General features: G+C 35.6%; 20 protein-coding genes and 9 pseudogenes. 8 read left to right on the top strand and 21 right to left on the bottom strand.

Features of this window, described 5'->3' with window-relative positions; translation table 11 throughout:
• Positions 1-4: 4 nt before the first annotated feature.
• Both NBW39_RS03415 and NBW39_RS03410 read right to left on the bottom strand, forming a co-directional pair.
• Positions 5-1,150: an ATP-binding protein gene (locus NBW39_RS03415; protein ID WP_250295616.1), complete on the bottom strand. Its 1,146-nt coding sequence runs from the start codon at positions 1,148-1,150 to the stop codon at positions 5-7.
• Between the two features lie 471 nt (positions 1,151-1,621).
• Complete coding sequence (locus NBW39_RS03410) at positions 1,622-1,870, bottom strand: type II toxin-antitoxin system RelE family toxin (protein WP_250295615.1); 249 nt, start codon at positions 1,868-1,870, stop codon at positions 1,622-1,624.
• A gap of 72 nt (positions 1,871-1,942) precedes the next feature.
• On the opposite strand from NBW39_RS03410, the gene NBW39_RS03405 reads away from it, so the two are divergent.
• Positions 1,943-2,735 (top strand): IS5 family transposase gene (locus NBW39_RS03405; protein ID WP_250294670.1). Its coding sequence is split into 2 segments (ribosomal slippage): positions 1,943-2,206 and positions 2,208-2,735, totalling 792 coding nucleotides; the frame shifts between segments, so codons are not numbered across the junction.
• Between the two features lie 12 nt (positions 2,736-2,747).
• Positions 2,748-2,936: pseudogene (locus tag NBW39_RS03400) on the top strand (IS4 family transposase); the annotation flags it as partial.
• A gap of 42 nt (positions 2,937-2,978) precedes the next feature.
• Here NBW39_RS03400 and NBW39_RS03395 read toward each other — a convergent pair.
• From NBW39_RS03395 to NBW39_RS03375, 5 genes and pseudogenes are all read right to left on the bottom strand, one after another.
• Positions 2,979-3,386 (bottom strand): recombinase family protein, encoded by a 408-nt coding sequence (locus NBW39_RS03395; RefSeq protein ID WP_250295614.1) that lies wholly within the window; start codon positions 3,384-3,386, stop codon positions 2,979-2,981.
• A 465-nt stretch (positions 3,387-3,851) separates the two neighbouring features.
• A protein-coding gene (locus tag NBW39_RS03390; RefSeq protein ID WP_250294642.1) for an IS630 family transposase occupies positions 3,852-4,711 on the bottom strand; the annotation gives its coding sequence in 2 pieces (ribosomal slippage) (positions 3,852-4,387 and positions 4,387-4,711; 861 coding nt in all).
• A gap of 58 nt (positions 4,712-4,769) precedes the next feature.
• Positions 4,770-5,090, bottom strand: coding sequence for a GIY-YIG nuclease family protein (locus NBW39_RS08970; protein WP_370273711.1), 321 nt, complete (start codon positions 5,088-5,090; stop codon positions 4,770-4,772).
• Positions 5,063-6,042 (bottom strand): annotated as a pseudogene (locus NBW39_RS03380) (IS630 family transposase). Before NBW39_RS03380 ends, NBW39_RS08970 begins: the two are co-directional and overlap by 28 nt.
• A 63-nt stretch (positions 6,043-6,105) precedes the next feature.
• Positions 6,106-6,264 (bottom strand): GIY-YIG nuclease family protein, encoded by a 159-nt coding sequence (locus NBW39_RS03375; protein WP_250295613.1) that lies wholly within the window; start codon positions 6,262-6,264, stop codon positions 6,106-6,108.
• A gap of 59 nt (positions 6,265-6,323) precedes the next feature.
• Here NBW39_RS03375 and NBW39_RS03370 point away from each other — a divergent pair.
• Together NBW39_RS03370 and NBW39_RS03365 are read left to right on the top strand one after the other, a co-directional pair.
• Positions 6,324-7,047 (top strand): annotated as a pseudogene (locus NBW39_RS03370) (IS630 family transposase); the annotation flags it as partial.
• A gap of 38 nt (positions 7,048-7,085) precedes the next feature.
• Positions 7,086-7,420 (top strand): annotated as a pseudogene (locus NBW39_RS03365) (hypothetical protein); the annotation flags it as partial.
• 55 nt (positions 7,421-7,475) lie between these two features.
• Here NBW39_RS03365 and NBW39_RS03360 read toward each other — a convergent pair.
• Positions 7,476-8,297: a uracil-DNA glycosylase gene (locus NBW39_RS03360; RefSeq protein WP_250295612.1), complete on the bottom strand. Its 822-nt coding sequence runs from the start codon at positions 8,295-8,297 to the stop codon at positions 7,476-7,478.
• Positions 8,290-8,826, bottom strand: a complete 537-nt coding sequence (gene def, locus NBW39_RS03355; protein WP_250295611.1) for a peptide deformylase — start codon at positions 8,824-8,826, stop codon at positions 8,290-8,292. Before def ends, NBW39_RS03360 begins: the two co-directional genes overlap by 8 nt.
• 138 nt (positions 8,827-8,964) lie before the next feature.
• Here def and ftsA point away from each other — a divergent pair, with 138 nt between their 5' ends.
• Both ftsA and NBW39_RS03345 read left to right on the top strand, forming a co-directional pair.
• The gene (gene ftsA, locus NBW39_RS03350) at positions 8,965-10,203 is read left to right on the top strand and encodes a cell division protein FtsA (protein ID WP_250295610.1); all 1,239 of its coding nucleotides are present in this window, start codon (positions 8,965-8,967) and stop codon (positions 10,201-10,203) included.
• 132 nt (positions 10,204-10,335) lie between these two features.
• Positions 10,336-10,812: pseudogene (locus tag NBW39_RS03345) on the top strand (integrase core domain-containing protein); the annotation flags it as partial.
• A 15-nt stretch (positions 10,813-10,827) separates the two neighbouring features.
• On the opposite strand, the gene NBW39_RS03340 reads toward NBW39_RS03345, so the two are convergent.
• The 4 genes from NBW39_RS03340 to NBW39_RS03325 form a co-directional block, all read right to left on the bottom strand.
• Entirely contained in the window at positions 10,828-11,766 is a 939-nt protein-coding gene (locus NBW39_RS03340) for a hypothetical protein (RefSeq protein ID WP_250295609.1), read from the bottom strand.
• A 38-nt stretch (positions 11,767-11,804) separates the two neighbouring features.
• Positions 11,805-12,677, bottom strand: a complete 873-nt coding sequence (locus NBW39_RS03335; protein ID WP_250294632.1) for an IS982 family transposase — start codon at positions 12,675-12,677, stop codon at positions 11,805-11,807.
• 136 nt (positions 12,678-12,813) lie between these two features.
• Positions 12,814-13,686, bottom strand: a complete 873-nt coding sequence (locus NBW39_RS03330) for an IS982 family transposase (protein WP_250294632.1) — start codon at positions 13,684-13,686, stop codon at positions 12,814-12,816.
• A 76-nt stretch (positions 13,687-13,762) separates the two neighbouring features.
• A complete protein-coding gene (locus NBW39_RS03325; RefSeq protein WP_250295608.1) occupies positions 13,763-14,902 on the bottom strand; it encodes a hypothetical protein in 1,140 nt (379 codons plus the stop codon).
• A 127-nt stretch (positions 14,903-15,029) separates the two neighbouring features.
• On the opposite strand from NBW39_RS03325, the gene NBW39_RS03320 reads away from it, so the two are divergent.
• The gene (locus NBW39_RS03320) at positions 15,030-16,385 is read left to right on the top strand and encodes a phosphomannomutase/phosphoglucomutase (RefSeq protein ID WP_250295607.1); all 1,356 of its coding nucleotides are present in this window, start codon (positions 15,030-15,032) and stop codon (positions 16,383-16,385) included.
• Positions 16,386-16,473: 88 nt separating this feature from the next.
• Here NBW39_RS03320 and NBW39_RS03315 read toward each other — a convergent pair.
• Positions 16,474-16,584, bottom strand: a pseudogene (locus tag NBW39_RS03315) (IS5/IS1182 family transposase); the annotation flags it as partial.
• A gap of 56 nt (positions 16,585-16,640) precedes the next feature.
• Here NBW39_RS03315 and NBW39_RS08965 point away from each other — a divergent pair.
• A pseudogene (locus NBW39_RS08965) lies at positions 16,641-17,236 on the top strand (transposase family protein); the annotation flags it as partial.
• An 80-nt stretch (positions 17,237-17,316) separates the two neighbouring features.
• On the opposite strand, the pseudogene NBW39_RS03305 reads toward NBW39_RS08965, so the two are convergent.
• The 7 genes and pseudogenes from NBW39_RS03305 to NBW39_RS03275 form a co-directional block, all read right to left on the bottom strand.
• Positions 17,317-18,149: pseudogene (locus NBW39_RS03305) on the bottom strand (transposase family protein).
• Positions 18,150-18,191: 42 nt separating this feature from the next.
• A pseudogene (locus NBW39_RS03300) lies at positions 18,192-19,309 on the bottom strand (IS256 family transposase).
• 23 nt (positions 19,310-19,332) lie between these two features.
• Complete coding sequence (locus NBW39_RS03295; RefSeq protein WP_256466319.1) at positions 19,333-19,644, bottom strand: helix-turn-helix domain-containing protein; 312 nt, start codon at positions 19,642-19,644, stop codon at positions 19,333-19,335.
• A gap of 256 nt (positions 19,645-19,900) precedes the next feature.
• Positions 19,901-20,137 (bottom strand): hypothetical protein, encoded by a 237-nt coding sequence (locus NBW39_RS03290; protein WP_250295605.1) that lies wholly within the window; start codon positions 20,135-20,137, stop codon positions 19,901-19,903.
• Entirely contained in the window at positions 20,121-22,169 is a 2,049-nt protein-coding gene (gene nuoG, locus NBW39_RS03285) for an NADH-quinone oxidoreductase subunit NuoG (RefSeq protein ID WP_250295604.1), read from the bottom strand. The genes NBW39_RS03290 and nuoG overlap by 17 nt, the downstream gene beginning before the upstream one ends.
• 5 nt (positions 22,170-22,174) lie before the next feature.
• Positions 22,175-22,387 (bottom strand): hypothetical protein, encoded by a 213-nt coding sequence (locus NBW39_RS03280; RefSeq protein WP_250295603.1) that lies wholly within the window; start codon positions 22,385-22,387, stop codon positions 22,175-22,177.
• A 218-nt stretch (positions 22,388-22,605) separates the two neighbouring features.
• A complete protein-coding gene (locus NBW39_RS03275) occupies positions 22,606-24,108 on the bottom strand; it encodes a leucyl aminopeptidase (RefSeq protein WP_256466308.1) in 1,503 nt (500 codons plus the stop codon).
• Between the last annotated feature and the right edge of the window lie 11 nt (positions 24,109-24,119).

The following is a 24,119-nucleotide window of genomic DNA, read 5'->3' as shown; positions in this document are numbered from 1 at the left end:
GTTTTTATTCTGATATTTGATCTATTTCATTTATCGGCACAAGTTTAACTTTTGCGTGTGAACCATTCTGCTGACCTGTGTAGATTAAATACCCCTTAGCTGTTTGAGAGAGTTCACAGAAATACTGTACATTTTTAATAAAATCACTCTGAAACGTGGAACCAGCCTTAATTTCAATAGCATGAATGTTACCACCCCATTCTGCTAGTAGATCTACCTCATGTCCTGTTCGGTCACGCCAAAAGTATAGATTGGCAGGTAATCCCTGATTGAGGCGCTTCTTGAAAATCTCCAAAACAATCAAATTTTCAAACAGAGCTCCTTTAAGGTAGTGTGTTTCTAGTTGACTTTCCTTTTCAAGGCCAAGGAGCGTACAAGCAAGACCAGTGTCATAGAAGTATAACTTTGGCATCTTGATTAAACGCTTGTTGAAACTTTGGTGAAATGGTTGAAGAAAAAATATTAGGTAACTAGCTTCCAAAATATTCAGCCACTGCCGCATAGTTGTATGAGAAATGCCACAATCTTGAGCAAAAGATGATAAATTAAGAATCTGACCTACTCGACCTGCACACAGTTTGAGGAAGGTTTGGAATCTACCAATATTTTCAATATTTTTAAGTTGTCGAACGTCTCGCTCAATGTAGGTTTGGATATAACTAGGATAGAAATCCAGTGGATGCATGTTAATGTTATGTAACCCAGGATACCCTCCCTTAAAAATAGCTGAATTAATGTTTATAGGCATACCAAGCTCAGATAAACTGAGGGGCAATAGTGTTGTCATGCCTATGCGCCCTGAAAGAGATTGAGAAACATGATGACTAAGAGCAAAATTTTGAGACCCTGTTAGTACATATCGACCCTTTACAGGAGATTCATCAGCTATTTCTTGAAGATATGACAACAACTCAGGTACGTGCTGTACTTCATCAAAAATAGCGCCCTGCTGATAATTAGCTAGAAATGCCCTAGGATCATTTTGCGCTTGAAAACGAGTGTCAATATTTTCTAAAGATACGTATGGCAAATGCTTAAACAACGTTTTTGCAATAGTTGTTTTACCAGACTGTCTAGGTCCTGTAATGCCCAAAGCAGGATAAAGCTTAGAAAATCTTTCTAAAACTTGGGTTATAGAGCGTAAGTACATAAATTGAATTTTATAGTTTCAATATGCAAGAATACTATAAAAAGTTAAAAATGACAACACTTACACGAACATTATGGTTTGAAAACAGGGTTTCGCACAAGGCTTGCTGAACTTTCTACAAAAACATAGTTGATCTCTCTGGAATTAAGTTGATGTAATCATTAAACAACTCAACGTCCATCGACCCTGAGCCCTCCTTCCTGATCCATTCTCTACCTTGAACCGGAGGCTCCTCAAACTCTAAGTCTTGTTTTCGTCGCCTCTCCCTTAATTATATACTATATTATATATAAAATATAATATAGTATATAATTTATAGGGGGATGTACCAAAAAAATGAGTTTTTTTTGAGCTGAGCAAAGCCACCTAAGGTAGAGAATGGATCAGGAAGGAGGGCTGTATAATAATATATTTAATGTTTATAGAATATCTTCTAATTGACACAGGAAAGGACAGATATATAGAATATATTTAATGTTTTAGTAGGTCTAATATTGCCTGATTATAAATGTTGTCCCTATGTCCTATTGAAACAATAGTTACTGTACGTTTTGCAGTATTTACACGGTAGACAATACGGTAATCATCAGCAACTTTTATTCTTCTATGTCCCTTTAATCTATTGCGTAACAATACACCGTTACCAATAGGATCAGTCTCAAGATACTCTTTTATTGCGTCTTTAATACTTGGCTTTACATCCTCTGGTAAGGAAGGCAAATTTCTCTTAGAACCTGTTCATAATCTCAAAAAAGTGATAAACTATGAGATGATGTATATGAATAAGGATATATGAGAAATTTATACCCAAGTGACATAAGTCGAGAACAATTTGAAAAAATCAGATCAATTCTGGAGAGTAGTAGGAAGAAAACAAAACCAAGAAAACTTGATTTGTATGATGTATTTTGTGCAGTGCTGTACGTCCTAAAAAGTGCCTGTCAGTGGAGAATGCTGCCAAAAGATTTTCCAAAATGGCGAAGTTGTTACGAATATTTTAAAAAATGGAGTGAAAAACCAAGCGAAGATACAGAAAGTACTTTGGAGCGTGTATTAAAAAAAATTAGTTGGAGAGACACGTATCAGCAATGGTCGGAAAGAAAGAACTAGTTTTTGTATAATTGATGCTCAGAGCGTAAAAAATGCAGATACTGCTGAAAATAAGGGCTACGATGCAGGTAAAAAAATTTCAGGAATAAAGCGCCATATTGCAGTAGATACACAAGGTTTACCACACGCGATTTATGTAACAACGGCAGAAGCAACCGACCGCAGCAGTGCCATGAAAATGGTCGAAAATGCTAAAGAAAAACTCTCTGAAGTTAAAAATATACTTGTTGATGCAGGCTACACTGGAGAAAATTTTGCAACACAAATAAAAGCAACTATTGGTTCGACGGTCGAAGTAATAAAGCGAAGTGAATTACACACCTTTGTTGTACTGCCAAAGAGATGGGTTGTTGAGCGCTCTTTTGCTTGGTTGGAAAAATGTAGGCGTTTGTGGAAAAATTGCGAGCGGAAACTCAACACTAGCTTACAAATGGTCGTTCTTGCTTTCACTTCTTTACTCCTTAAAAGATTATGAACAGGTTCTAAGACAAAAAACTATCCTGAGACTCCACCACCTATAAGAGAAATTGTGAGGTGGGTGGGCAAGTTAGGAGGGTTTTTAGCTCGCAAAAATGACTTAGAACCAGGCCCTATAGCTTTGTGGAAGGGATGGAAACGTCTCTTTGATTTAGCAGAAGGATGGAGACTTGCTCATGAATTCTATACTTGTGGGTAATAGTAAGGTTCTGCGAGAGGCTGGTGGGGAAGTTCCGCTGGTCTACTCTCCTCGTTCCATAATTTTTGCACGTTCATATTCTGCTATCATACCTTGCATTTGTAACAGCAATTGGGATTCTGGGTTATCGTTAATCTCATAATTTAAAAAAACCGCTTCTGCTCCTGCTTTCTGAAATTCTTCAAGCAATACCATTTGATATGCATATTTTCTAGATAAACGATCAGGAGAATGAATGTAAATCCTGTCAATTTTGCCTTCTATTACTTTATCACGTAATTTTTCTAGACCAGGACGGACTAACACTGTAGCCGTATCAATAAATTTATACTCACATCTGTACCAATCCATACTAATTTGCTTCTCTAAAGCTGCAACTTGGCTTGCTATTGTATTTTCTTGCGCTTGTTTCCCCGAAGAAACTCTTGCATATAAACTCACTGTTACCATTTGATCCTCCTTGAATCCCATTTTTATGTTTTAAGTTTTTTTGACTTACTTGCTTTGACGCTGCTCTTTCATAAGCATCTAACAAATACTTTCCTGCCAACCGGTTAGGTTCATAGCTACAGCTAATTCGTATAGCTAATCTCTTATTTCCCATGATCTTTCCTTGAAATAATATGTTCATATCATTCATTGAAGCTGATGGTTAATCGATTATTAGCGCTATAAATAAATGGCACTTTTGTTTTTGGACACAGAAGTTTTCGAGAAATGCTTTTCTCTAATTTTATGTTTTTTGCAACATTGTTGGCGGAGTAAATGCGTTTAAAATACAACCAGGACGTGGAGTAAAGCCGAAGTTGAGCTACAAGCAGCAAGAAGAAATTAAAAATGTCATAGCAGAAGAAGGAGCCAACCTAACGGCTAAGAAATTAAAAGTATAGCACTTCTCATAATAATCCGAACAGATCATAGAAAGGCAGAATCAACAGCATGACGAAAAGACTTGAATAGAGGAATGTTTTTCCTGACTCTGTTTTTTATAGCAAACCAATGATGTTCAATTTTGTTAAAATCTGGAGAATACGGTGGCAGATACAAAATTTCTGCACCAATCCCTTTAGCAAGCTTAATGATCTTATCAGACTTATGAAAAGTAGCATTGTCAAGAATGACAGTTTGTCCAGGTTCCAAGGTCGGTATCAAAAATTGCTCAAACCATCCATTAAAAATATCCATATTACAGTGGCCTTCAAAGGTTAATGGAGCAACTATTTTTCTTTCACTTAAAGCTGCAATCATACTGATTCGTTGAGTTTTCTTCCCAGATTTTAGGGCATAAAACCGCTGTCCCTTCTGACAATATCCATAGGGGTAGTCTTCAGTGTTGTCAATGCCAGACTCATCTATATACACTAAGTTTTTAGGTTCTTTTGTTGCTATAATTTTCAAGAATTTAGCACGTTTTTCTTCGCTTCTTTCCTTGTACCCATAGGTCTTTTTTTGCGTGTAAATCCAATTTTTTTCAGGGCTCGGTGGATAGTTTGGATACTAACGTTGCTCCAAAGTTTAGCCATTTCCAATAGAGTCTTTCCTCCGTTTTCTCTGGCAAATTTAGCAAAGGCATCCCAGTCGGTAATTTTGTGATTGTAACCTCCATTTCCAAGTTTTTTTGATTGAAAGTCACCTGTTTCTTTTCTTCTTTGCTGCCACTCCCACAAAGTAGTTCGTCCAATTTTAAATCTTGCTGCCACTGTTTCTCTGCTTTCTCCCTCGTCTAGAGCTTCCATTGCTTTTTTCCTTAAGTCATAACTATATGCTGCTGGCATACCTACCTTCACTACTACAAATCCTTATTTTACCTTATTTGGACTATTATGAAAAGTACTATATCTGTTCAGGGGAGTGGCTAATGTGCAAATATTGAAGCAAAGTGCGTGACACACAGCTGTACGAACATTTGTTTGCAAAGGTAATTTGCACAACAAATGGTGTCATTCCAGTCTGGAATCCAGATACGATTTCATCATATAAATCTTTCCATTCTTGATTTGTTTTTTCAATTAAGTTTATTTTCCATTTTCTCTGCCAGCTTTTTAGAAGCTTTTCTTTACTAATTGCTAAATTTATGTCTTGAAACTCCTCAAAGTAGACTAATTTACTAATACCAACTCCCCTTACTAAGTGAACAAATAAGAGACATTGCAAACTTGTTTAATTGTAGCAGGGGAAAGATCGACAATAAATTTGCACAAAACATCCTCAAGTAGGCCGATAGTATCGTAGATTTTATTGCGCAAAATATTGTGTTTTATGTATAACCAAAACCTCTCAACGGGATTGAGCTCTGGTGAGTATGGTGGCAAATAAATTATGGTGATATTTTGTGGTACTTTTAAGCTTTTTCCAACTAGCACAATCCATAATTAAAAAGGCCTCTTGAGACTCCAAATCTTTCGACATTTGCTCCAAAAATATGTTCATACAATCAGTGTTTACGTTTGGTGCAAATAGGCTGAAATCTTCTCCACTTCTGGGTTTACAGCACTATAAAGATAGAAATTTTCTCTACCTATTTTCACCTTTACCTGCGTTCTCATACCTTTTTTAAACCATCCATGTCCAACTTTTGAATGCGTTCCAAATCGAGATTCATCGAAGAAAAATACCTCTTTTTGAGGATATGAATTTACTTTCTCATTGAGATTTTTTTTTGAATTCTTCCTGTTTTTTTGGATCTTGTTTATGGTGCATTGGTCGTGGTGTTATGTAGATCTTTTGCATCTCGCTGTGAACTGTAGATTTGCTGATATTTAAGCCAAATTCTTCTAATATCTTCACTTTTACTTCTTTAATAGTAATGTTCGGATTTTCTTCTATCCACATCTCAATTTGCCCGCGTTGACTCTGATTTAGTATACTTTTTCTACGGCGCTCAGGCGGCGCAAACAGTTTTTCTATCCTTCCAAATTTTAGGTCATTCAGTCAATGCGGTTCTCGAGATTTTACACACTCTTGCTACCTCCGATATACTGTGCTTTTTGGCTGCTATTACGGCTTGTAATTTCTTTGAAACATATGCATTATTCCTTACTTTTTTCAACATTTCCTTTGCTAAATCCACAACTTTTTCGTCTAATAATTTTGATACCAATGCCATTCCAAAACTCCATCATTATACTGCCTTAGTATAACCTTCTCACTTCTATTGTCTATTTGTTTGTTATGTAATAGGAATTGGTATAACATTGTACTTTGACGTGAAACTGGAAATGGCTTTGCTTTTATGCTCCCAAATTCGTTTAATTAAATTTGACGTTATACCTATATACAGGGTCCCATTTTGTTCACTTGCAAGTATATAAACATAATAACTTTTCATATATAGTAACCTGGATCCCAGACTGGGATGACACCATTTGTTGTAAACTCACTTTTACTCTATGGTCTTGCCGCTATCCTGAACGGATACAATTAAAAATCATAATTGAGAAAATGTTTTCTATTGAGGTAAGTAAGTCTACAGCACATAGACTGATGCAAAAGTTAGGTTTTTCGTATATTACTCCAAGGCCTGTGCACAATAAACAGGATAAAAATAAACAAGAAGAGTTTAAAAAAAAATCTTAATGAAACTATTGTCACGTATCACGAAAAAGAGCTATTTTTCTTCGATGAGTCGCGGTTTGGCACACATTCAAAGATTGGACACGGATGGTTTAAAAAAGGCATTAGGACACAGGTTAAGGTAAAATTAGGTAGGCAAAACTTTTATCTCTATAGTGCAGTTAATCCTAGAAATGGAGAGAGTTCTAGCTTATTCGCACCAAACGTCAATACTGATTGTATGAATATATTCCTTGAGCAGATGTCACAATATTTAGGAACAAGGGAGGCATTTCTTGTTGTGGATTGTGCAGGATGGCATAGATCCAAAGGTTTAAAAATACCACAAAATATTACCTTAATCTATTTACCTCCATATTCACCAGAGTTAAATCCAGTAGAGCGTTTATGGCAATATTTGAAAGACAATCTCATTAAAAATAGAATATATGACTCTGTTAGTTTATTGGAGGATACTGTATATGCATTCATTCGTAATATTACGGAAAGTTCAATCAAAACCATTTGTTCTGTGAGTTATTTGCCTACTTATTTATGAGATTTGGTATAAGATGTACAGTCCCACAGTGTGATGGTATGATAAAATATGAGAAAACAATACCATCAAAGGAGGAATTATGGTTACATGGGTGCGCCAGAACAACAGAGGCAATTCGTAGAGCAATACAAAATAGTAAAGAGAGCATAGCAAAGAACTACAACCTTAATCCAAAAACTATTGTTAAATGGAGAAAACGCTCATTTACCAAAGATGCTCCAAAGCATCCAAATCGACTGTTTTAACTCTGGAAGAGAGGAAGTTGTAATTGTTGCATTTCGCAAACATACGCTGCTACCATTAGACGACTGCCTTTATGCTCTGCAGTCTACAATTCCGCACTTCTAGTCTACATCGTTGTTTACAAAGGCACAAATTCGAGACCAGCTTTATCCAAGTAAGTTTCTGTGATAGTGGTTGATTTTACGTTAAGTATTTGTACAGGTATTGGTATTATCAAGATACTCCCTAATCTTCTTTAAATCCTCCCAGGCTAAACGTTTTTGCATTGGCTGACGCAGTAGGTAAGCTGGGTGAAATATAGCAGCTGTAGTGATTGAATTGGACAAATATTGGTTAGTATACGTATGAAATCTGCTACGCAAGGTTGATATAGTTTTTGTGTTATCAAGAAGGCTATAACACGCAATTCCCCCGACTAAAACCAAAATCTGTGGTGAAACTAGTGCAATATGCTTCTCAACAAATGGTCTGCACATATCAAGCTCTAGGTCGGTTGGCTTTCTATTGCCAGGTGGGCGCCAAAATACGGTATTGCTTATGTATACCTTAGTGCGATCAAGATTTATTGCGCTGAGCATCTTATCAAGCAACATTCCACTTGCACCACAAAATGGTATGCCTTGAAGGTCTTCATTTGCTCCTGGAGCTTCACCAACAAGCATAATTTTCGCGTTTGAATTGCCATCAGAAAAAACAGTATTGGTTGCAGTTTTTTTTATCTCACAACCTTCAAATGATTCAACTGCACTTCTTAGTTCATCCACACTACTACATTTACTTGCAAGTTTCCTTGCTTCGATTATCCAATCACTTGGAAAGAAGTTTTGAGGCTCTTTTCCATCTTTAGTGTCATTCCAGCACGTATCTGCATCTTTCTTCTGGGTCCCAGTTTGAATAACAGAAGGTTCTTTGCTCTCCAGCTCTTTTTCCTCTTCATCCTCTGTTAGTGTGCAATCAACGCCCACTTCATGGTAAAACTTTAGTAATTCTAGATCTTCCTTACTCATGTTGCTTTTTAATCTTCTGTGCTTTTGTCATTGCCATATCATACTTCAACTTAGATAAATGTCTAATATATAATATGCCGTTTAAGTGATCTAATTCATGCTGAATACACCTTGCAAGCCAGCCGCAAGCTTTTAGCGTCTGTTCCTCATTATTTAAATCCTTATATTTCACAGTCAAATATTTTGGACGCTTAATTTCATAGCTTTGCTCTGGAATAGAAAGACATCCTTCCTTGAGAGTCACTTCTTCATCAGATAATTCCGTAATTTCTGGATTAATCATGCAAAATTTGCCAATCGACTCATACCCTACTGGCTCATTTTCAATTGTTTCTAGCTGAACATCCATAACAAAAATTCTCTTCAACACTCCAACTTGCACTGCAGCAAGGCCAAGACCTTCTGCATCATACATAGTTTCGAACATGTCGTTTACTAATTCTTTAATTTTATCGTTTATATCTGTTACTTCACTGGCACGTGTGATTAATCTTTCATCAGGAGCAATTACAATTGGTAATATGGACATAAAAATTATAATTCTATGTTTTATTTTTCCTTTTGTCCAGAATTTAGGGTATATTAAAATGTTGCTATATCTATAATAGAAATATAAATTATTAAAGAAAGCTATAATTTAAATGAAATTGCGTAATAAGGTTAACTAATGTACTCTGCAGTAATAGCAAAACCAAAGAGAAACGTTTTTGCTGTTTTAGACATAGGTACAACAAAGATTATTTGTCTAATCGTTAAGATAAATGGCAACTTCAGCTATAAAGTAACAGGAACGGGTTATAAGATTGCAGAAGGTGTAAACGGTGGGTCGATAACTAATGTAAAACACGCAAATTACTCCATCTCATCAACTATAGGTTTAGCTGAGCAAGTGTCAGAGGAAACTATAGACCAGATATATGTGAATATTGCTGGATGTGGCATCTCATCTTTCAATGTACATAATGAAATTATTGCAGCTAATCATGAGATTTCTGAGCGTGATATAAGACGTGTAGTTTTTCAGACGTTTGAGAAATATATTGAAGAAAATGTTATCATTCACAATATACCACTGAAATATCACTTGGATGACATGACTGATATAAAAGAGGTTGGTGGATTGTACGGAAAAAGACTATCTGCTGATGTTAATGTTGTCACTGCTTCGCGTCCAGCGCTTACCAATATTGAAAACTGTATTACCAATAATGGTGGATTAAATATGGCAGGTTGTATTGCTTCTGCATATTCTGCAGGTCTTGCGTGTCTCAGTGAAGATGAAAAAGAGCTCGGAACTGCTATTGTTGATATAGGAGGCGGATGCACTGCAATTGGAATTTTCAAAAGAGGGAAACTTGTGTGTGCAAGCAGCGTTCCAATTGGTGGCGTTCATATCACTCGAGATATTGCTTACGGGCTATGCACAAGCATAGAACGTGCAGAGTATATAAAAATACTGTATGGTAGCACTATCGTAACCTCAATAGATGAGAACGAATATATTACAGTGCAAAATAGTGAAAATGATGAACCTACTCAAGTATTCAAATCTGAGCTTATTAACATCATAAGACCAAGAGTTGAAGAAATACTTGAAATGGTAAGAGAGCAATTTCAAGAGCAGAAAGATCCAATTAATAAAGTAGTGATCACAGGTGGAACTAGTCAACTCACAAGCATGAAAGAGATTGCAGGCTATATATTCAATAAACAAGTTCGAATTGGGTGCCCTGAATCCCTCAGTGGCCTTGATGGCGAATATGATAAAAATCCTGTATTTTCTGCTGCCATAGGCTCTATAAAGCTAATAGTTGACACTTTTTATAAAAATAACTCTGGAATGCTCGGTCAAGATGGTAAAATGAGTAAGTTGTATAATTGGGTTAAGTCGAAAGTCACAGTGTAACTTTACCCATTACAAAACAAGTCTTTAATTTGGATTGCTAATTCAAGAACGTATAAAATATGGTACTTGATTTTTGTTCATTAAACATGATATGCTAAAATTAGCGTTAAATTTCTACATTATTTTTAACATTATACGGAGAAAACTGCCATCACAGCTGCAGATCTTCTCAATGATAGAGTTATACCATTTTTTGATGAACAGAAAGTTCCTTTGCTACGCATTTTGAGGTACAGAGTATTGTGGCAAACCAGGGAATCATGCGTACCAGCTATATTTGGGAGTAGAAAATATTGATCATTCTAGAACCAAAGCTTATTCTCCACAGATTAATGGTATATGTGAAAGGCTTCATAGAACTATGCAAGATCAATATTATCTTTAGAAAAAAGATTTATAGTACTTTGGAAGAGCTTCAGTTAGATGTAGATCATTGGTTGCATTTTTACAATAGAACTAGACCTCATTCGGGTAAGTATTGCTATGCAGACCTTTTTTGACAGTATGCATATTGCTTACCAAAAAAATATTGATGACATTAAAATAGATTCTGATATTGGTTTTGACTTCGTTCTGTCAGATAAGTCATGCCTGTCAGATCAAGTCTAAACTATTACAGTTTATTTAACACTTCCGAGGAGATTTTTCCGGACCCTCAGCAGGGACTGCGTTTGGATTTGAGAATTCTGTTTTAACATATTCACCTTTTTCATTATATAAATCATGGAAATCATTCATTTGCACGTCAGTTTGAACTTCCACTTCCTTAGTCTCTCTTTGGTCTGTTGAAGATACTCCTGCATTTTGAGTAGCTTTTTGTTTTAGTTGTTTATTTTCTTCTTGTAATTGCTTTAAATTTTTCTTTAATTCGTCAATCTCTCTTATTTTTTGTTTTAATTGTTCAGATATAGTTAGTTTGTCTCTAGTCAAATTTTTGTTTTCTTGTCTTAACCCACTAGCTATTCTGCTTGAGTTGTTGTTTACAGCTTGTATACCTTGGTCTTGCTGCTGCATGCTTGTTCCTCTACTTTCATATTCAACTTCAGTTTGAGTTGCCTGACCTTTTTCCTGCTGTAATATGTTCTGCAGTTGCTCTAGACTCTCTTTGACAGATGCCAGCTCTTCCTGTGTACACGTTAACATCCCTTCCTTTTCCTTAAGCTGTTGTTTAAGCTTATCTATTTCTGATTGTTGCTTTCTGAACGATGTTGAATCTGTACTTTTTGCTTTTAATTGTCTAAATAAATTTTCCTTTTCTTCTGCCAATTTTTCTATTTGCTCAGTCAGCTTATCTTTATTATCGATAAATCCAATCTCAGCTTGTTTTAGTTTACGGGTTAAATTTTCAATATACTCACTATCTTCGTTTTTTACTTCCGAATACTTTGCCCTTAAATCTTGAAGCTTTCCTTCTAATTTCTGGCTCTCTCTTACTATCTGCTGTATCTTTTCATCCTTCTGCTTAATTTCTTTTCTCAAACTCTCTATTTTCTCATTTTTCTCCACTTCTTCTATCTCATCTGCAAGAGACTTTTTACCTATACCAGATTGCTGAATTGCCATTTCTAAATCTTCTTTTTCTTTGTAACCCCAGTTATGGATTAACCAACGAAGTAAAGCTGAGAAATACAGGGCTTTTTCGATTGCATTGAATAAGAAATGAGGGTAGAAAAAATATGTACCAAGAAATTTACTGTGGATCTATGCCGAGTGTGCTCAAGTTCAAATTTGTTTTTTAGGCAGCCAAAAACCGTTTCAACAATCGATCTTTTCCCTAGTAAAATCTTCTCTTTCAGCGAAATCAGTGCATTTTTCATACCTTTTTTCACTTTAGTGACGAGTTTTAGACCTCTATCGAATAGTTTCTCAAAGAGCTCTTTCTTTATATAGCCCTTATCTCCAAACAAAAGTCCAGTTAGTTTTTTGGTTAGAGTTGGTACAGGTTTTCTGTCATCGACGTTACCTCTGGTTAGCGTAACACCTTGAATTTCACCTATTTCATTGATTACTACATGTAATTTAAAACCAAAAAACCAGCCGTAAGTATTCTTTCCTAACTCTGCTAATCCTTTGAAAACCTTATTTCTTGAGATTCTTTTTCGATGGCATACTGCTATTGAAGTAGAATCTATGTAGGAAATCCCGGTCATTTTTGCTTGTTCACAAAACCATTGCAAAAGTAATGCTAAATACCACAAAACTCGCGGCTTTAAGGCAATAAATCTGTGATATGAAGGCAGCTTTGAAAACTCTGATCTATAGAATAACTGAAGATAACAAAGATAAAAAGCCTTGAAGTTTTTACATGGTGATTTATGGTATAATAGGATTATGGTTAGAATTTCTGAGTGCGCTATTTCTGGTACTCTGGTTGGTTTTTTGCCGTTTGATAAGAACCTATTTGCAAAATTATCATCTACCGCACGACAAAAATCCTCGACGCAACAGTACAGTTCTGTAATATCTTTCTTCATGGGTAACCTCTTATTATTACTAAAATACTCGAGTTTACCCTGTTTCCCTCTTCTTAGTTATACTTTTATCTATTTTCTAATCCATAACTGAGGTTTGTACAGTTGATTTAATTCCTTAACTAACCCCAGTTATGGATTAACCAACGAAGTAAAGCTGAGAAATACAGGGCTTTTTCGATTGCATTGAATAAGAAATGAGGGTAGAAAAAATATGTACCAAGAAATTTACTGTGGATCTATGCCGAGTGTGCTCAAGTTCAAATTTGTTTTTTAGGCAGCCAAAAACCGTTTCAACAATCGATCTTTTCCCTAGTAAAATCTTCTCTTTCAGCGAAATCAGTGCATTTTTCATACCTTTTTTCACTTTAGTGACGAGTTTTAGACCTCTATCGAATAGTTTCTCAAAGAGCTCTTTCTTTATATAGCCCTTATCTCCAAACAAAAGTCCAGTTAGTTTTTTGGTTAGAGTTGGTACAGGTTTTCTGTCATCGACGTTACCTCTGGTTAGCGTAACACCTTGAATTTCACCTATTTCATTGATTACTACATGTAATTTAAAACCAAAAAACCAGCCGTAAGTATTCTTTCCTAACTCTGCTAATCCTTTGAAAACCTTATTTCTTGAGATTCTTTTTCGATGGCATACTGCTATTGAAGTAGAATCTATGTAGGAAATCCCGGTCATTTTTGCTTGTTCACAAAACCATTGCAAAAGTAATGCTAAATACCACAAAACTCGCGGCTTTAAGGCAATAAATCTGTGATATGAAGGCAGCTTTGAAAACTCTGATCTATAGAATAACTGAAGATAACAAAGATAAAAAGCCTTGAAGTTTTTACATGGTGATTTATGGTATAATAGGATTATGGTTAGAATTTCTGAGTGCGCTATTTCTGGTACTCTGGTTGGTTTTTTGCCGTTTGATAAGAACCTATTTGCAAAATTATCATCTACCGCACGACAAAAATCCTCGACGCAACAGTACAGTTCTGTAATATCTTTCTTCATGGGTAACCTCTTATTATTACTAAAATACTCGAGTTTACCCTGTTTCCCTCTTCTTAGTTATACTTTTATCTATTTTCTAATCCATAACTGAGGTAACTAACTCTTGATTCTTTAATTGCTCTTTACTCATAAGCGACTCAATTAAAGTACCTTGTTCCTTTATTCTTTGATTTTTTTCAGATATAACTTGCCGTTGTTCATTAACTTCATCTCTCAAGAAGTCACGCTGCTCTGCAAGTTTGTTAATTTCATTTATAGTCTCATCTACTCCTTTTAATCCTTCTTGTTCATACTTTCTCTCATAATCTTTGTGCATTTTTTGTTTATCATAGTCGTCGTCAATGTATCCATTAGTGATTTCAAACTCTTCATCACCAACCTCGCTCTCAACAGAAAGAGAACTTCTACGCGAACCAGGAGAGGAATACCCACTGCTGCTTGGTGTAGGTGACTGTGGTGATATATGTGGATCTTTTGTAAATATTTCCTCTGCTGGTACTTGCTGATCGTCTACACTCCTAGTAAAAGCTTGATATAAAGTTTTTCCGTTGATAAAAACTTCTTTATTTTGTCCAACTAACTTTAATACTTCTTCTGAACTCGTTATTCCTCCAAACTTTGGCTTACCAATAACACTCTGTATACCACCAAAATCCAATTTTACGATCATGCTACAGTCTATGCTGTTGCCTTCAGAATCTTTAGCCTGCCAGTTAATGGTCATTTCACATGAGCTTGAACCAGTAAAATCATAGTGCCTCTCAGTGCCATTTTTCTTGCTTGCGGTTATTTGACTATCTTTCCCTAAAGATATGTTATAAACCTTACCTTCACTGCTGGCCTTTAGAATATTACTAATTTCTATTGGTTTTTCTTCATTTTCAAATCTGATATTGAAGCCATTATCCTTTGTTGAATACACTAAGAAATTTTGATTTGGTAAAGATGCTTCAAACTCTCTATGTGTTTCATTTATTGATTGCTCGAACTGTTGGAAATCTATTTCCCATTTTGAGCTTATCTGTTTCCTAACCTCTTCATCTTTGTATAAAGGACCAATAAAATACCAGATTAAATTTTTTTCCTCCAATTGTTTTATAGTCTCTTGAAAGCTGCTACAAGATTCAATCGCATCTAAAATATCCTTTTTCTGCTGTTCATCTACATTTAAACTTTGACTTTCAGCTATAAATACATTTTCGTTTTCCTGTGGCATAATTTTACATTTTAAAAAATATACTATAATATTAACAGATTTCTTTAAAAAGTCAACTAATTGTTGGATAAATAAACTTGAGCATTTGGCTAAAATGTTATATAGTAGTCACTTCAAGAAGTACAGTATGGACAATACCATTATAAGAAAATACGATATTAGAGGTATAATAGGCAAAGATTTGCAGATTAATGATGGGTACGAAATAGGCAGAAAGTTTGGCCAAACCGTAGCTAATGTTTGTGTCGGCTACGACAGCAGAATAGATTCACCGGGTATAGAAAGAGAATTAATTAGGGGCTTAACTTTATCTGGAGCAAATGTTATACGCGTTGGACTATGCTCTTCACCTATGCTCTACGCTGCAACGCAAATCACGCAGGCGGATCTTGGTATTGTAATAACCGCTTCTCATAACCCCAGTGAATACAATGGCTTTAAATTTTTTAGTAATAAAAAAGTCTTCTCAGATCAAGAAATGAAGGAAATTATAAACAGTCTAATTAAAAACAGTACAAGAATTGGAAGCTTAATTAACATAAATATATATAATGAGTACATTCGCATATTAAAAAGTGCGGTAAAGAACAATACTACACAGAAATTAAAAATAGCCTGGGATTGTGGAAATAGTCCAGCAAGTGGCATCATAAGGTATATTGAAAAGATCTTACCTGGTCATACGCACATCGTAACCAATAACTCTATAGATGGGGCATTTCCACTACATGATCCAGATCCCATAGAGGAAAAAAACCTCGCTCAATTAATTGACATTGTGAAGAAATATGAATGTGATCTTGGCATTGCGCTAGATGGCGATAGCGATAGGGTGCGCTTAATTGATAATAAAGGCAACGTTGTTTCCAATGACCATTTGTTTATAATTTTTGCACGTGAAGTGTTGGAGGAATATCCAGAAAGCAAAGTTATTGCTAACGTAAAAATGAGTATGAAAGTGCATGATTTTGTTAGCAAGTTAGGAGGGCAAGTTATTACCTGCGCTACTGGACATTCACTAATTAAGAAGAAGATGGTAGAGGAAGAGGCAAAGTTTGCTGGTGAATTAAGCGGGCACTTCTTCTTTTCTGAGCTAGGTTTTGATGATGGGCTATATTCTGCTGTTAAAGCAGTTGACATTTTGCTTAAGAAAAACCAAAGCCTATCTCAGGTGATTGAGGATTTACCGAAGTTATATATCACTCATGAAGTAAAGATTATAGTGAAAGATGAGAAAAAATTTCAAATAATTGAATCAATAAAGAAAACACTGGAGCAGCAAAATATTGTATTTTCAGATCTTGATGGTGTTAAGGTAACCGATAATAAAGGTTGGTGGCTCCTTAGGGTATCAAATACGCAAAACTGCATTACAGCAAGATGCGAAGGAGAGACTTTAGAAGGTTTTGAACTTACTAAAAAGGTTTTGTTCCATTACATTGATGAAGCAAGGTCTTTAAATTGTAGCTACTTACAGAAATAAACTTGATTTATAAAATTGGCATGTATCCGTTCGGGCAATGGTGTCAACTTAAGGAAAAATATCAGCGATAGTAGGCTTCTTTCAAAATTCACATAAGGAGCTCAAAATTGTGGATAGCAGCAATCAAATTAAATCTTAAACCAAAACGTTTTCGTCGGTTTCTATATCTATCGGAAATGATTTTAAACCTTTTCATTAGACCTCTTTCGAAACTAGAATAAAATCATTAAAGTAGTGGTTTTGAGGTAAGGAGAAATGAAGTATGAAATAGTGAAAGAGCTGAATGAAGAGGAATTTCGTCGGCTAACAGGAGTAAAAAAATCAACATTTAATAAAATGGCAGGGATTTTATGTAAAGAAAATAAAAAAAAGAAAGCCAAGGGAGGAAGAGCTAAGCGAAGAGAACATGCTGCTTATGGTATTAGAATACTTACGAGAATACCGGACATATTTTCACATACTATGGAGTAAGCGAAAGTACGGCATATAAAACTGTAAAATGGGTAGAGGATACTCTAATACAACACCCAGATTTTGCATTGCCAGGGCGAAAAGAACTCCTAAGAAGCGACGTGAAATATGAGGTTTTGGTGATTGATGCAACGGAAACACCTGTAGAGAGGCCAAAAAAAAGCAGAAAAGATTTTATTCAGGAAAGAAGAAAAAACATACGCTAAAAACACAAATAATTGCAGAAAAGAAGAGCAAGAAAATTATTTGTACGTCATTGCTTTTCAATGAGTCAAAAGTGCATGTATTAGAAGGTATAAAAGTTTTAGCCGATGCTGGGTTTTCAAAAAATTCACAAAAATGTCGAGTTGCCACACAGAAGGATGAAAAAGAGTCCCTTACATTAAGGAAAAAAAGATAAGACCTGCTGCGAATCAAGAAGTAAGAAAAAGGGGAGTAGGAAGGCTAAAATCAAGGTTAACTAAAAGGCATGCTTAAGATTTATAATGCCAGCAATAATATTAAATCTCAAGTTGTATTTCTTCTGAAAATTACGGTAAACATGTGACATAATCTTAAATATTTTTATTTCGCGAATCTTATTTTCTACTCTCATTCTAAATGATGCTAACCTTCTGTTATGTTCCTTCTGCTCTGGAGTCAATGACTTTTTACGGTACTTTTTATACGGAATTACAACATTGCTCTGCAATTTTTGCCAGCCTTGATACCCAGAATCAGCGTATTTTATACTATTTCTTGGCAAAAATTTTCCTGTTTTCTTATCCGAAAGTCATGAATTTTGCCGCGATGTGACCTTGACACTGACAAAATTTTTCCATTCTCCTCAACAACAATTTCAGTTTTCATAGTGTTGGTTCTTTTTTTTCCTGAATATGATTTCTTCCGTTTTTTACTATCTTCTGGCCTCTGTGTTTGCTGTTCTGTAACATCAGCCAGAATCTTTAGTATTTTTTCTGGTGTCATACTTCTATCTTTTGTTATAGTAACTTTTTTGGCAAGTAATGGCTCTATTTTCTTCAGTAACCTACATACATTTGCGTTGTGCACATTGAACAGGCACCCTAAAAATCTATGTGTTATGTAAGTGCGATAGTACAAAATTACGCAAAATAACTTGTCTTCCAGAGTTGGTAGTTGTGATCTTCTACCATGGCACTTTTTCTGTTTTTCAAGTTTTTCCCACTCAGACTTCACTTTTTCTACCACCTTTTCGAACTCCTCTATAGTTAAACCTGTTATATTACGAAAGTTTCTTGGGTGTTTCTTCATGTTATAGTAACTAAAGCTCATTTTTTTACCTTACTCAATCTGCTTATTCTTCTTTTACCTCTCTCACATCATTTTTTCAATCATCTTTTGCAGCAGGTCTATAGTTAAAGCCCAATTAGGCAGAGCCATAGTCGATTTTTGCTCTACCTTCTTTATAGCACAATATACCTGTTTATACAAGCTGGTAAATGAGCCCTTGGTTTTAGTGAATTTTCTAATCTGTCTATGCAGTCCCTCAATAGGATTGGTAGTATAAATTAGCCTCCTAACTGGGCTAGAATACTTGAAATAACCAGATCCAATTGTTCTGCCACGATTTTATAACTAAAGGATACTTTTCTCCCCATTTTTCTTCCAGCTCAAGTAAGAGCAATTTCTTTACTTGTAGCACGATATATTTTTTTCAAATCATTCATGAAAACTTTCACGTCTTTGCTGGATACATATTTTAGTGAATTTCTTATCTGATGCACTATACATAGCTGTACTTCTGCTTTAGGAAACGCACTATTTATAGCTGCAGGAAAGCTTTTTAGCCCATCTACACATGCAATCTTCTACTCCTCTTTCTTTGAGGTCATTTAGCACTCCCAATCAAAAGTTAGCTCCTTCACTTTCAGCCAACCAAGACTTCTTTTCTGCCTTTTTGGTCTATGCCCAATATATTGTACATACATTTACTTACGATCCTCTTTGACCTTAAACATCCATAAATACTATCGGGTATACTGATTGCAGTGGCCATTCATTGATTATAGGCAGTAATTTGTCGGTAATACTTGATATCTCTGCCGCCGATATTTTGTGATCGTAAATTTCTTCTACATGTGATGCTATATCTCTATAGCTCATGCCACTGGCAAATGTCTTCGTTTCAAGCTCTGGATGTAAGCTTGTTTGCCTTTTTTTGACTATTTGTGGTTCCTTCTCTATCCCTTGGTGTCAAAAGTTCAAATGAACCGGCACTTGTCCGTAGAGTCTTTCCATTTCTCCCATTTCTTCTCTTCACTTTCAGCTAACAAGTGGTTTTCTATTTCATCTTCTAGACTTGCCTCCAGCAGCTTTTTTATAAATGGTGTTAATCCTTCCTGTCAACGGTCTTCCTTCTCGTATAGACGACAGGTTTCCAACTCTTTATAATCTACCAATCCGGTAGTTCTGTTTACTACTTTCTGACTCATTGTCAAACCTCCATTTTTTTATATCAATTTATTACTTTTTTTTCGGTTTGACACACTTTTTTGAACATTCCCATTTTCTCAATTATGATCTTTAATTTCTTAGCCGTTAGGTTGGCTCCTTCTTCTGCTATGACATTTTTAATTTCTTCTTGCTGCTTGTAGCTTAACTTCGGCTTTACTCCACGTCCTGGTTGTATTTTAAACGCATCGACTCCTCCTTCCTTAAATCTTGTAATCCACTTCATCAATGTAGTTCTAGTAATTCGATATATTTGAGCAACTTTTGTTATTCCATATTCTTTTGCAGATATTATTGCCTGTAATCTTCTTCCTATCTCTCCTCTTATGCCGTAATTCCAGCTTACTCTTATTATATAATTCTTCTCCTATTGCTTGCTGCCATAACTTCTCATTAATTCTTAAATTATTCTATTTTAGAAATTTTTCTTTATTCGTCTATTTATTTTTAGGAATTGGTATAACTTCTCTATTTTTTGCTGTAAATTTTTGCAAAGTTCTAAAAGGTTTACCACATTACCTCACTTTTGCTCTATGATTATCTTTTTAGATCACCTTGTCTACCTTATTCTGTCACTCCGCTGAACGGATACCTTCCTTAATAATTACAGGAAATACACTATATCCGTATGTAAGCACATTAATAAATAGTTCTACAATATCCGCACGTAATTGTAGCAACGTATAAGGCTTATCTTCTAAAATTGAATCTTGGTTCATTATTACTAAATTGGCTTTATGCTCAAAGTAAACCAAGACTGGCAGTAAAAAGGGCGTTAAAATAAATAAAATATTAACTAGCGTTATCATAAAAAGCTTTAGTACAATCCGCCATTATTTTTGAAGCGCGACTTATTGAATCCGTCATATAAAAATTACACTCCTTTAAAGTAAAAGGTGTATTACTTAAATTTATTTTACCATTGCTGATTGGTACCAATGTGTTTTTTACCACTTGATCAGCATTTCTAAACTGTGGACCGATAGTATCTAATTTTTTTCTCACATCAAATAAACTATCATATGGTAAAGAGAGATCCAAATATTGCGAGAGATTTTTAATAATCAACCAATCCTCCTTTGCTTCACCTGGAGGAAATACAGCTAAATTTGTTCTTTGCACTCGACCTTCAGTGTTTACATAAGTTGCATATTTTTCTGTGTATGCAGCACCAGGCAAGATAACATCTGCCACATGTGCACCCTTATCACCGTGATGACCTTGATAAATTACAAATGTATTTTCTAATTTTGATGTATCAATTTCATCTGCACCAAGAAGATAAACAACTTCTATTTCACCACTTTCTGCATATTGCAATATTTGATTAATATCCCTTTCGCCTTTTTTAGGAACAAACCCAATATCTAGCCCACCAACTCTTGCTGCAGCTTTATGCAGCACATTAAAGCCATTCCAGTCATCTCTGACCATGTTAAATTTTTCTGCAATTTTGCCAGCTAGAACTAGAACTGATTCAGAATCATCTCTTACTAATGCATCTTGACCGATAATCAGCACAGGGTTTTGAGCATCCACCAGCAGCTCACAGAACTTATGATTTCCATTTGCTATTTCACTCAAAATATCAGGATTATCGCCCAGTTTCTCAACATGATATAAATATTCAATGTTAGGACCAACACTTGCAATAGGAAAGTTGCCCTGTAAATATCTCTTCCTCAATCTTGCGTTAATGATCGGTGCTTCTATCCTTGGATTTGTATTTATAAGCAGACACAAATCTGCATTCTCTATACCTTCAATAGTGGTATTGAACACATAAGATCCGCGATTACTTGGTATAAGCTTTGCACCATCTTGCCTGCAGTCTATATTCCCCGAGCCGAGCTTCTGCATCACTTCTTTGAGTAGAAGCATAGACTCACAATCTGCTAAATCCCCTGCAAGCGCAGCTATTTTATTTGATTTTGTATTCTTTAATTTTTTTGCAGCAACAGTTAATGCTTCATTCCAATCAACTGGGGCTAATTTACCATCTTTTTTTACATAAGGTCGATCAAGACGCTGAACTTTCAGCCCATCATAAGCAAAGCGAGTTTTATCTGATATCCATTCCTCATTAATTTCTTCATTTAGTCTTGGTAATATTCGCATAACTTCCAGGCCACGATAATCAACTCTAATGCTACTTCCAACAGCATCCAGCACATCTATAGTCTCACAATGTGATAGCTCCCATGGACGCGCTGTAAAGGAGTAAGGCTTTGAAGTTAAAGCCCCTACCGGGCAAAGATCTATGATATTTCCAGATAATTCAGAACTAATATGCCTTTTTATGTAAGTGCTAATCTCTACATTTTCTCCTCTTCCGATTCCTCCAAGTTCATTTGTACCTGCAACATCGGACAAAAACCTAACACACCGAGTGCAATGAATGCATCGATTCATCGCAGTCTCAACCAGTGGTCCGAAGTGTTTTTTTGGCACAGCCCTCTTATGCTCATCAAGTCTGCTGTTTCCTTTCCCATAAGCCATCGTGATATCTTGCAAATCGCATTCACCACCTTGATCGCAAATTGGGCAATCAAGCGGGTGGTTAATTAGCAAAAACTCAAGCACACCTTCACGTGCTTTTTTAACCTTAGGGGTATCAGTGTGAATAACCATCCCTTCTGCAACTGGCATTGCACAAGAGGCTACTGGTTTTGGAGGTCCACCCTCCACTTCAACCAAACACATTCTGCAGTTGCCAGCAATTGCTAAACGCTCATGATAACAAAAACGTGGAACTTCAACGCCCACAACTTCACAAGCTTGAATTATAGTGAGCCCATGCTCTACTTCACATTCCTTAGAATTAATAGTAACTTTAACCACAACTATTATACAGCTTCCCACTTTATAGGATTGCCGCTTATCTCATTTTCAACCAGATTGCCGTTGTCATATTGAGCAGACATATAATTCATGCGCGAGTCACGATCTATATATCTAACAGGTTTCACCGGTTTATCTTTATACATTTTTTGCTCAGCTTTCTTACGCTGAGTAGGGTTATTTTTACTAGCTGTCTTTGCTTTCCCACCTGCTGCCATATAAACTCCTAAAAACTTCTCATTCTATTTTAACACTTAAGTATATAGCGTCAATATTTAATAACTTTAAAATTTCAATAGACCTCTTAGTTATAATTATTATTTGAATAAAAAGTCACTTCTTCCAGTACTTGACCAGAAAAAAAATATGTATCAGCTACTTTCATTTCTCAAAAACAAACGTTCATGTAGCCATGAATAAACCGGTATAAAGACCTTTAATCATTGACTTCGTAGTACTTCTCAACCAACTTATTAAGTAACCTTACACCAAAACCTACTGCTCCTCTTGGACAAATGTCAGTACCTTTTTCGTGCCAAGCAGTGCCTGCTATATCTAAATGTGCCCAGCAAATTTCATTCACAAAACGCTGTAAAAACTGTGCAGCCATTATGCTATCCCCACCAGAGCCTGCAGGAGCGATGTTTTGAACATCAGCAATCGGTGAATCAATGATTTTGTCATAAGTTTCATTCATAGGAAAACGCCATAACTTCTCATTTACTTCATTTCCGGCATCAATCAGACGATCCGCTAATTCATTATTGTTGGAAAAAAGACCAGCATATTCGTTATTTCCAAGCGCAACCACTATAGCTCCAGTTAAGGTTGCAAGATCAATCATAAATTGTGGTGAAAATCTCTCTTGCGTATACCACAAAGCATCTGCAAGTATGAGTCTTCCCTCCGCATCAGTGTTTAACACTTCTATTGTCTGTCCAGACATTGAAGTTACTACATCACTTGGTCTTTGAGCATTACCACCCACTGCATTTTCTGCAAGTGCAACCACACCGATCGCATTTACTTTTGCTTTTCGTCCTGCTAAAGCATGCATCACTCCAACCACAGCAGCAGAACCTGCCATGTCATATTTCATCGACTCCATACCACGTGAAGGTTTGAGTGATACTCCACCAGTGTCAAACGTTATACCTTTACCAACAAAAGCTATTGGTTTTTGTTCTTTGGAAGCCCCATTCCATTTTATCACTACTAATTTTGGTTCTTTGCTACTTCCTTGTGCGACTCCAAGCAAGGCTCCCATTTTTTTCTCTTCTATCTGCTTTTTGTCAAGCACTTCAATTTCAAGGCCAAGCTTAGTAAGTTCTTTTTTTATATGATCAGCATAGGATTCTGGATATAGAATGTTAGGAGGCTCTGTTATAAAAGAGCGCGCGAGAAATATACTCTCACCTTCTTGTCTTAAGTGCTCAAATGATCTTTCAGCATTACTTAATTGCTCATCTTTGACTAATACGGTAATCTCCTCTACCTCTGTAATTTTCTCATCCTTTTTAGTTTTATACTTATCAAACTTAAAACTACGCAGAAACGCACCATATGCAACATTTGCTGCACTACCTTCGATAAAAACCGCTGCTTTCTTAATTTTTAATCTGCTTAGCTCACAATATATTTTACCACCAATATTTAATTCTTTATTTTCATTCCATTCATCCTTCTTACCAAGTCCAACAACTATGACATTTTTTTCTTCTGGCAAAGCAGTAGAGAAAAATTCACCAAAACTTCCATTGAAATCGCTAAATTGCTTTATATTATCTATGATCTGTTTTCCTTGCAAAACTCCGCCATCATTTACGGTTTCGTTGTCCTCAAATAAACCCATTACTATTGTTTTAAAATTGGGCGAAATTTTAGAAATTGTTATTTTCATTGCTGGCATCTCCGTTGCAAATAATTGTAAACTGTACATAAAACATAGTA

This window comes from Wolbachia endosymbiont of Oedothorax gibbosus (assembly GCF_936270435.1).
GTDB lineage: Bacteria > Pseudomonadota > Alphaproteobacteria > Rickettsiales > Anaplasmataceae > Wolbachia.
The sequence above is the reverse complement of the archived record's forward strand: the minus strand, read 5'-3'. Positions and strand labels throughout refer to the sequence as shown.

Bases quoted from the DNA above. Each gene is read 5' to 3' on its own strand.
- NBW39_RS03330 (WP_250294632.1), bottom strand. From the start codon at position 13,686: ATGAAGAAAGATATTACAGAACTGTACTGTTGCGTCGAGGATTTTTGT.
- NBW39_RS03395 (WP_250295614.1), bottom strand. From the start codon at position 3,386: ATGGTAACAGTGAGTTTATATGCAAGAGTTTCTTCGGGGAAACAAGCG.
- NBW39_RS03275 (WP_256466308.1), bottom strand. From the start codon at position 24,108: ATGTACAGTTTACAATTATTTGCAACGGAGATGCCAGCAATGAAAATA.
- NBW39_RS03415 (WP_250295616.1), bottom strand. From the start codon at position 1,150: ATGTACTTACGCTCTATAACCCAAGTTTTAGAAAGATTTTCTAAGCTT.
- NBW39_RS03280 (WP_250295603.1), bottom strand. From the start codon at position 22,387: ATGGCAGCAGGTGGGAAAGCAAAGACAGCTAGTAAAAATAACCCTACT.
- def (WP_250295611.1), bottom strand. From the start codon at position 8,826: ATGTCCATATTACCAATTGTAATTGCTCCTGATGAAAGATTAATCACA.
- NBW39_RS03320 (WP_250295607.1), top strand. From the start codon at position 15,030: ATGGACAATACCATTATAAGAAAATACGATATTAGAGGTATAATAGGC.
- NBW39_RS03375 (WP_250295613.1), bottom strand. From the start codon at position 6,264: ATGAAAAGTTATTATGTTTATATACTTGCAAGTGAACAAAATGGGACC.
- ftsA (WP_250295610.1), top strand. From the start codon at position 8,965: ATGTACTCTGCAGTAATAGCAAAACCAAAGAGAAACGTTTTTGCTGTT.
- NBW39_RS03360 (WP_250295612.1), bottom strand. From the start codon at position 8,297: ATGAGTAAGGAAGATCTAGAATTACTAAAGTTTTACCATGAAGTGGGC.
- NBW39_RS03290 (WP_250295605.1), bottom strand. From the start codon at position 20,137: ATGATAACGCTAGTTAATATTTTATTTATTTTAACGCCCTTTTTACTG.
- NBW39_RS03325 (WP_250295608.1), bottom strand. From the start codon at position 14,902: ATGCCACAGGAAAACGAAAATGTATTTATAGCTGAAAGTCAAAGTTTA.
- NBW39_RS03340 (WP_250295609.1), bottom strand. From the start codon at position 11,766: ATGGCAATTCAGCAATCTGGTATAGGTAAAAAGTCTCTTGCAGATGAG.
- NBW39_RS03335 (WP_250294632.1), bottom strand. From the start codon at position 12,677: ATGAAGAAAGATATTACAGAACTGTACTGTTGCGTCGAGGATTTTTGT.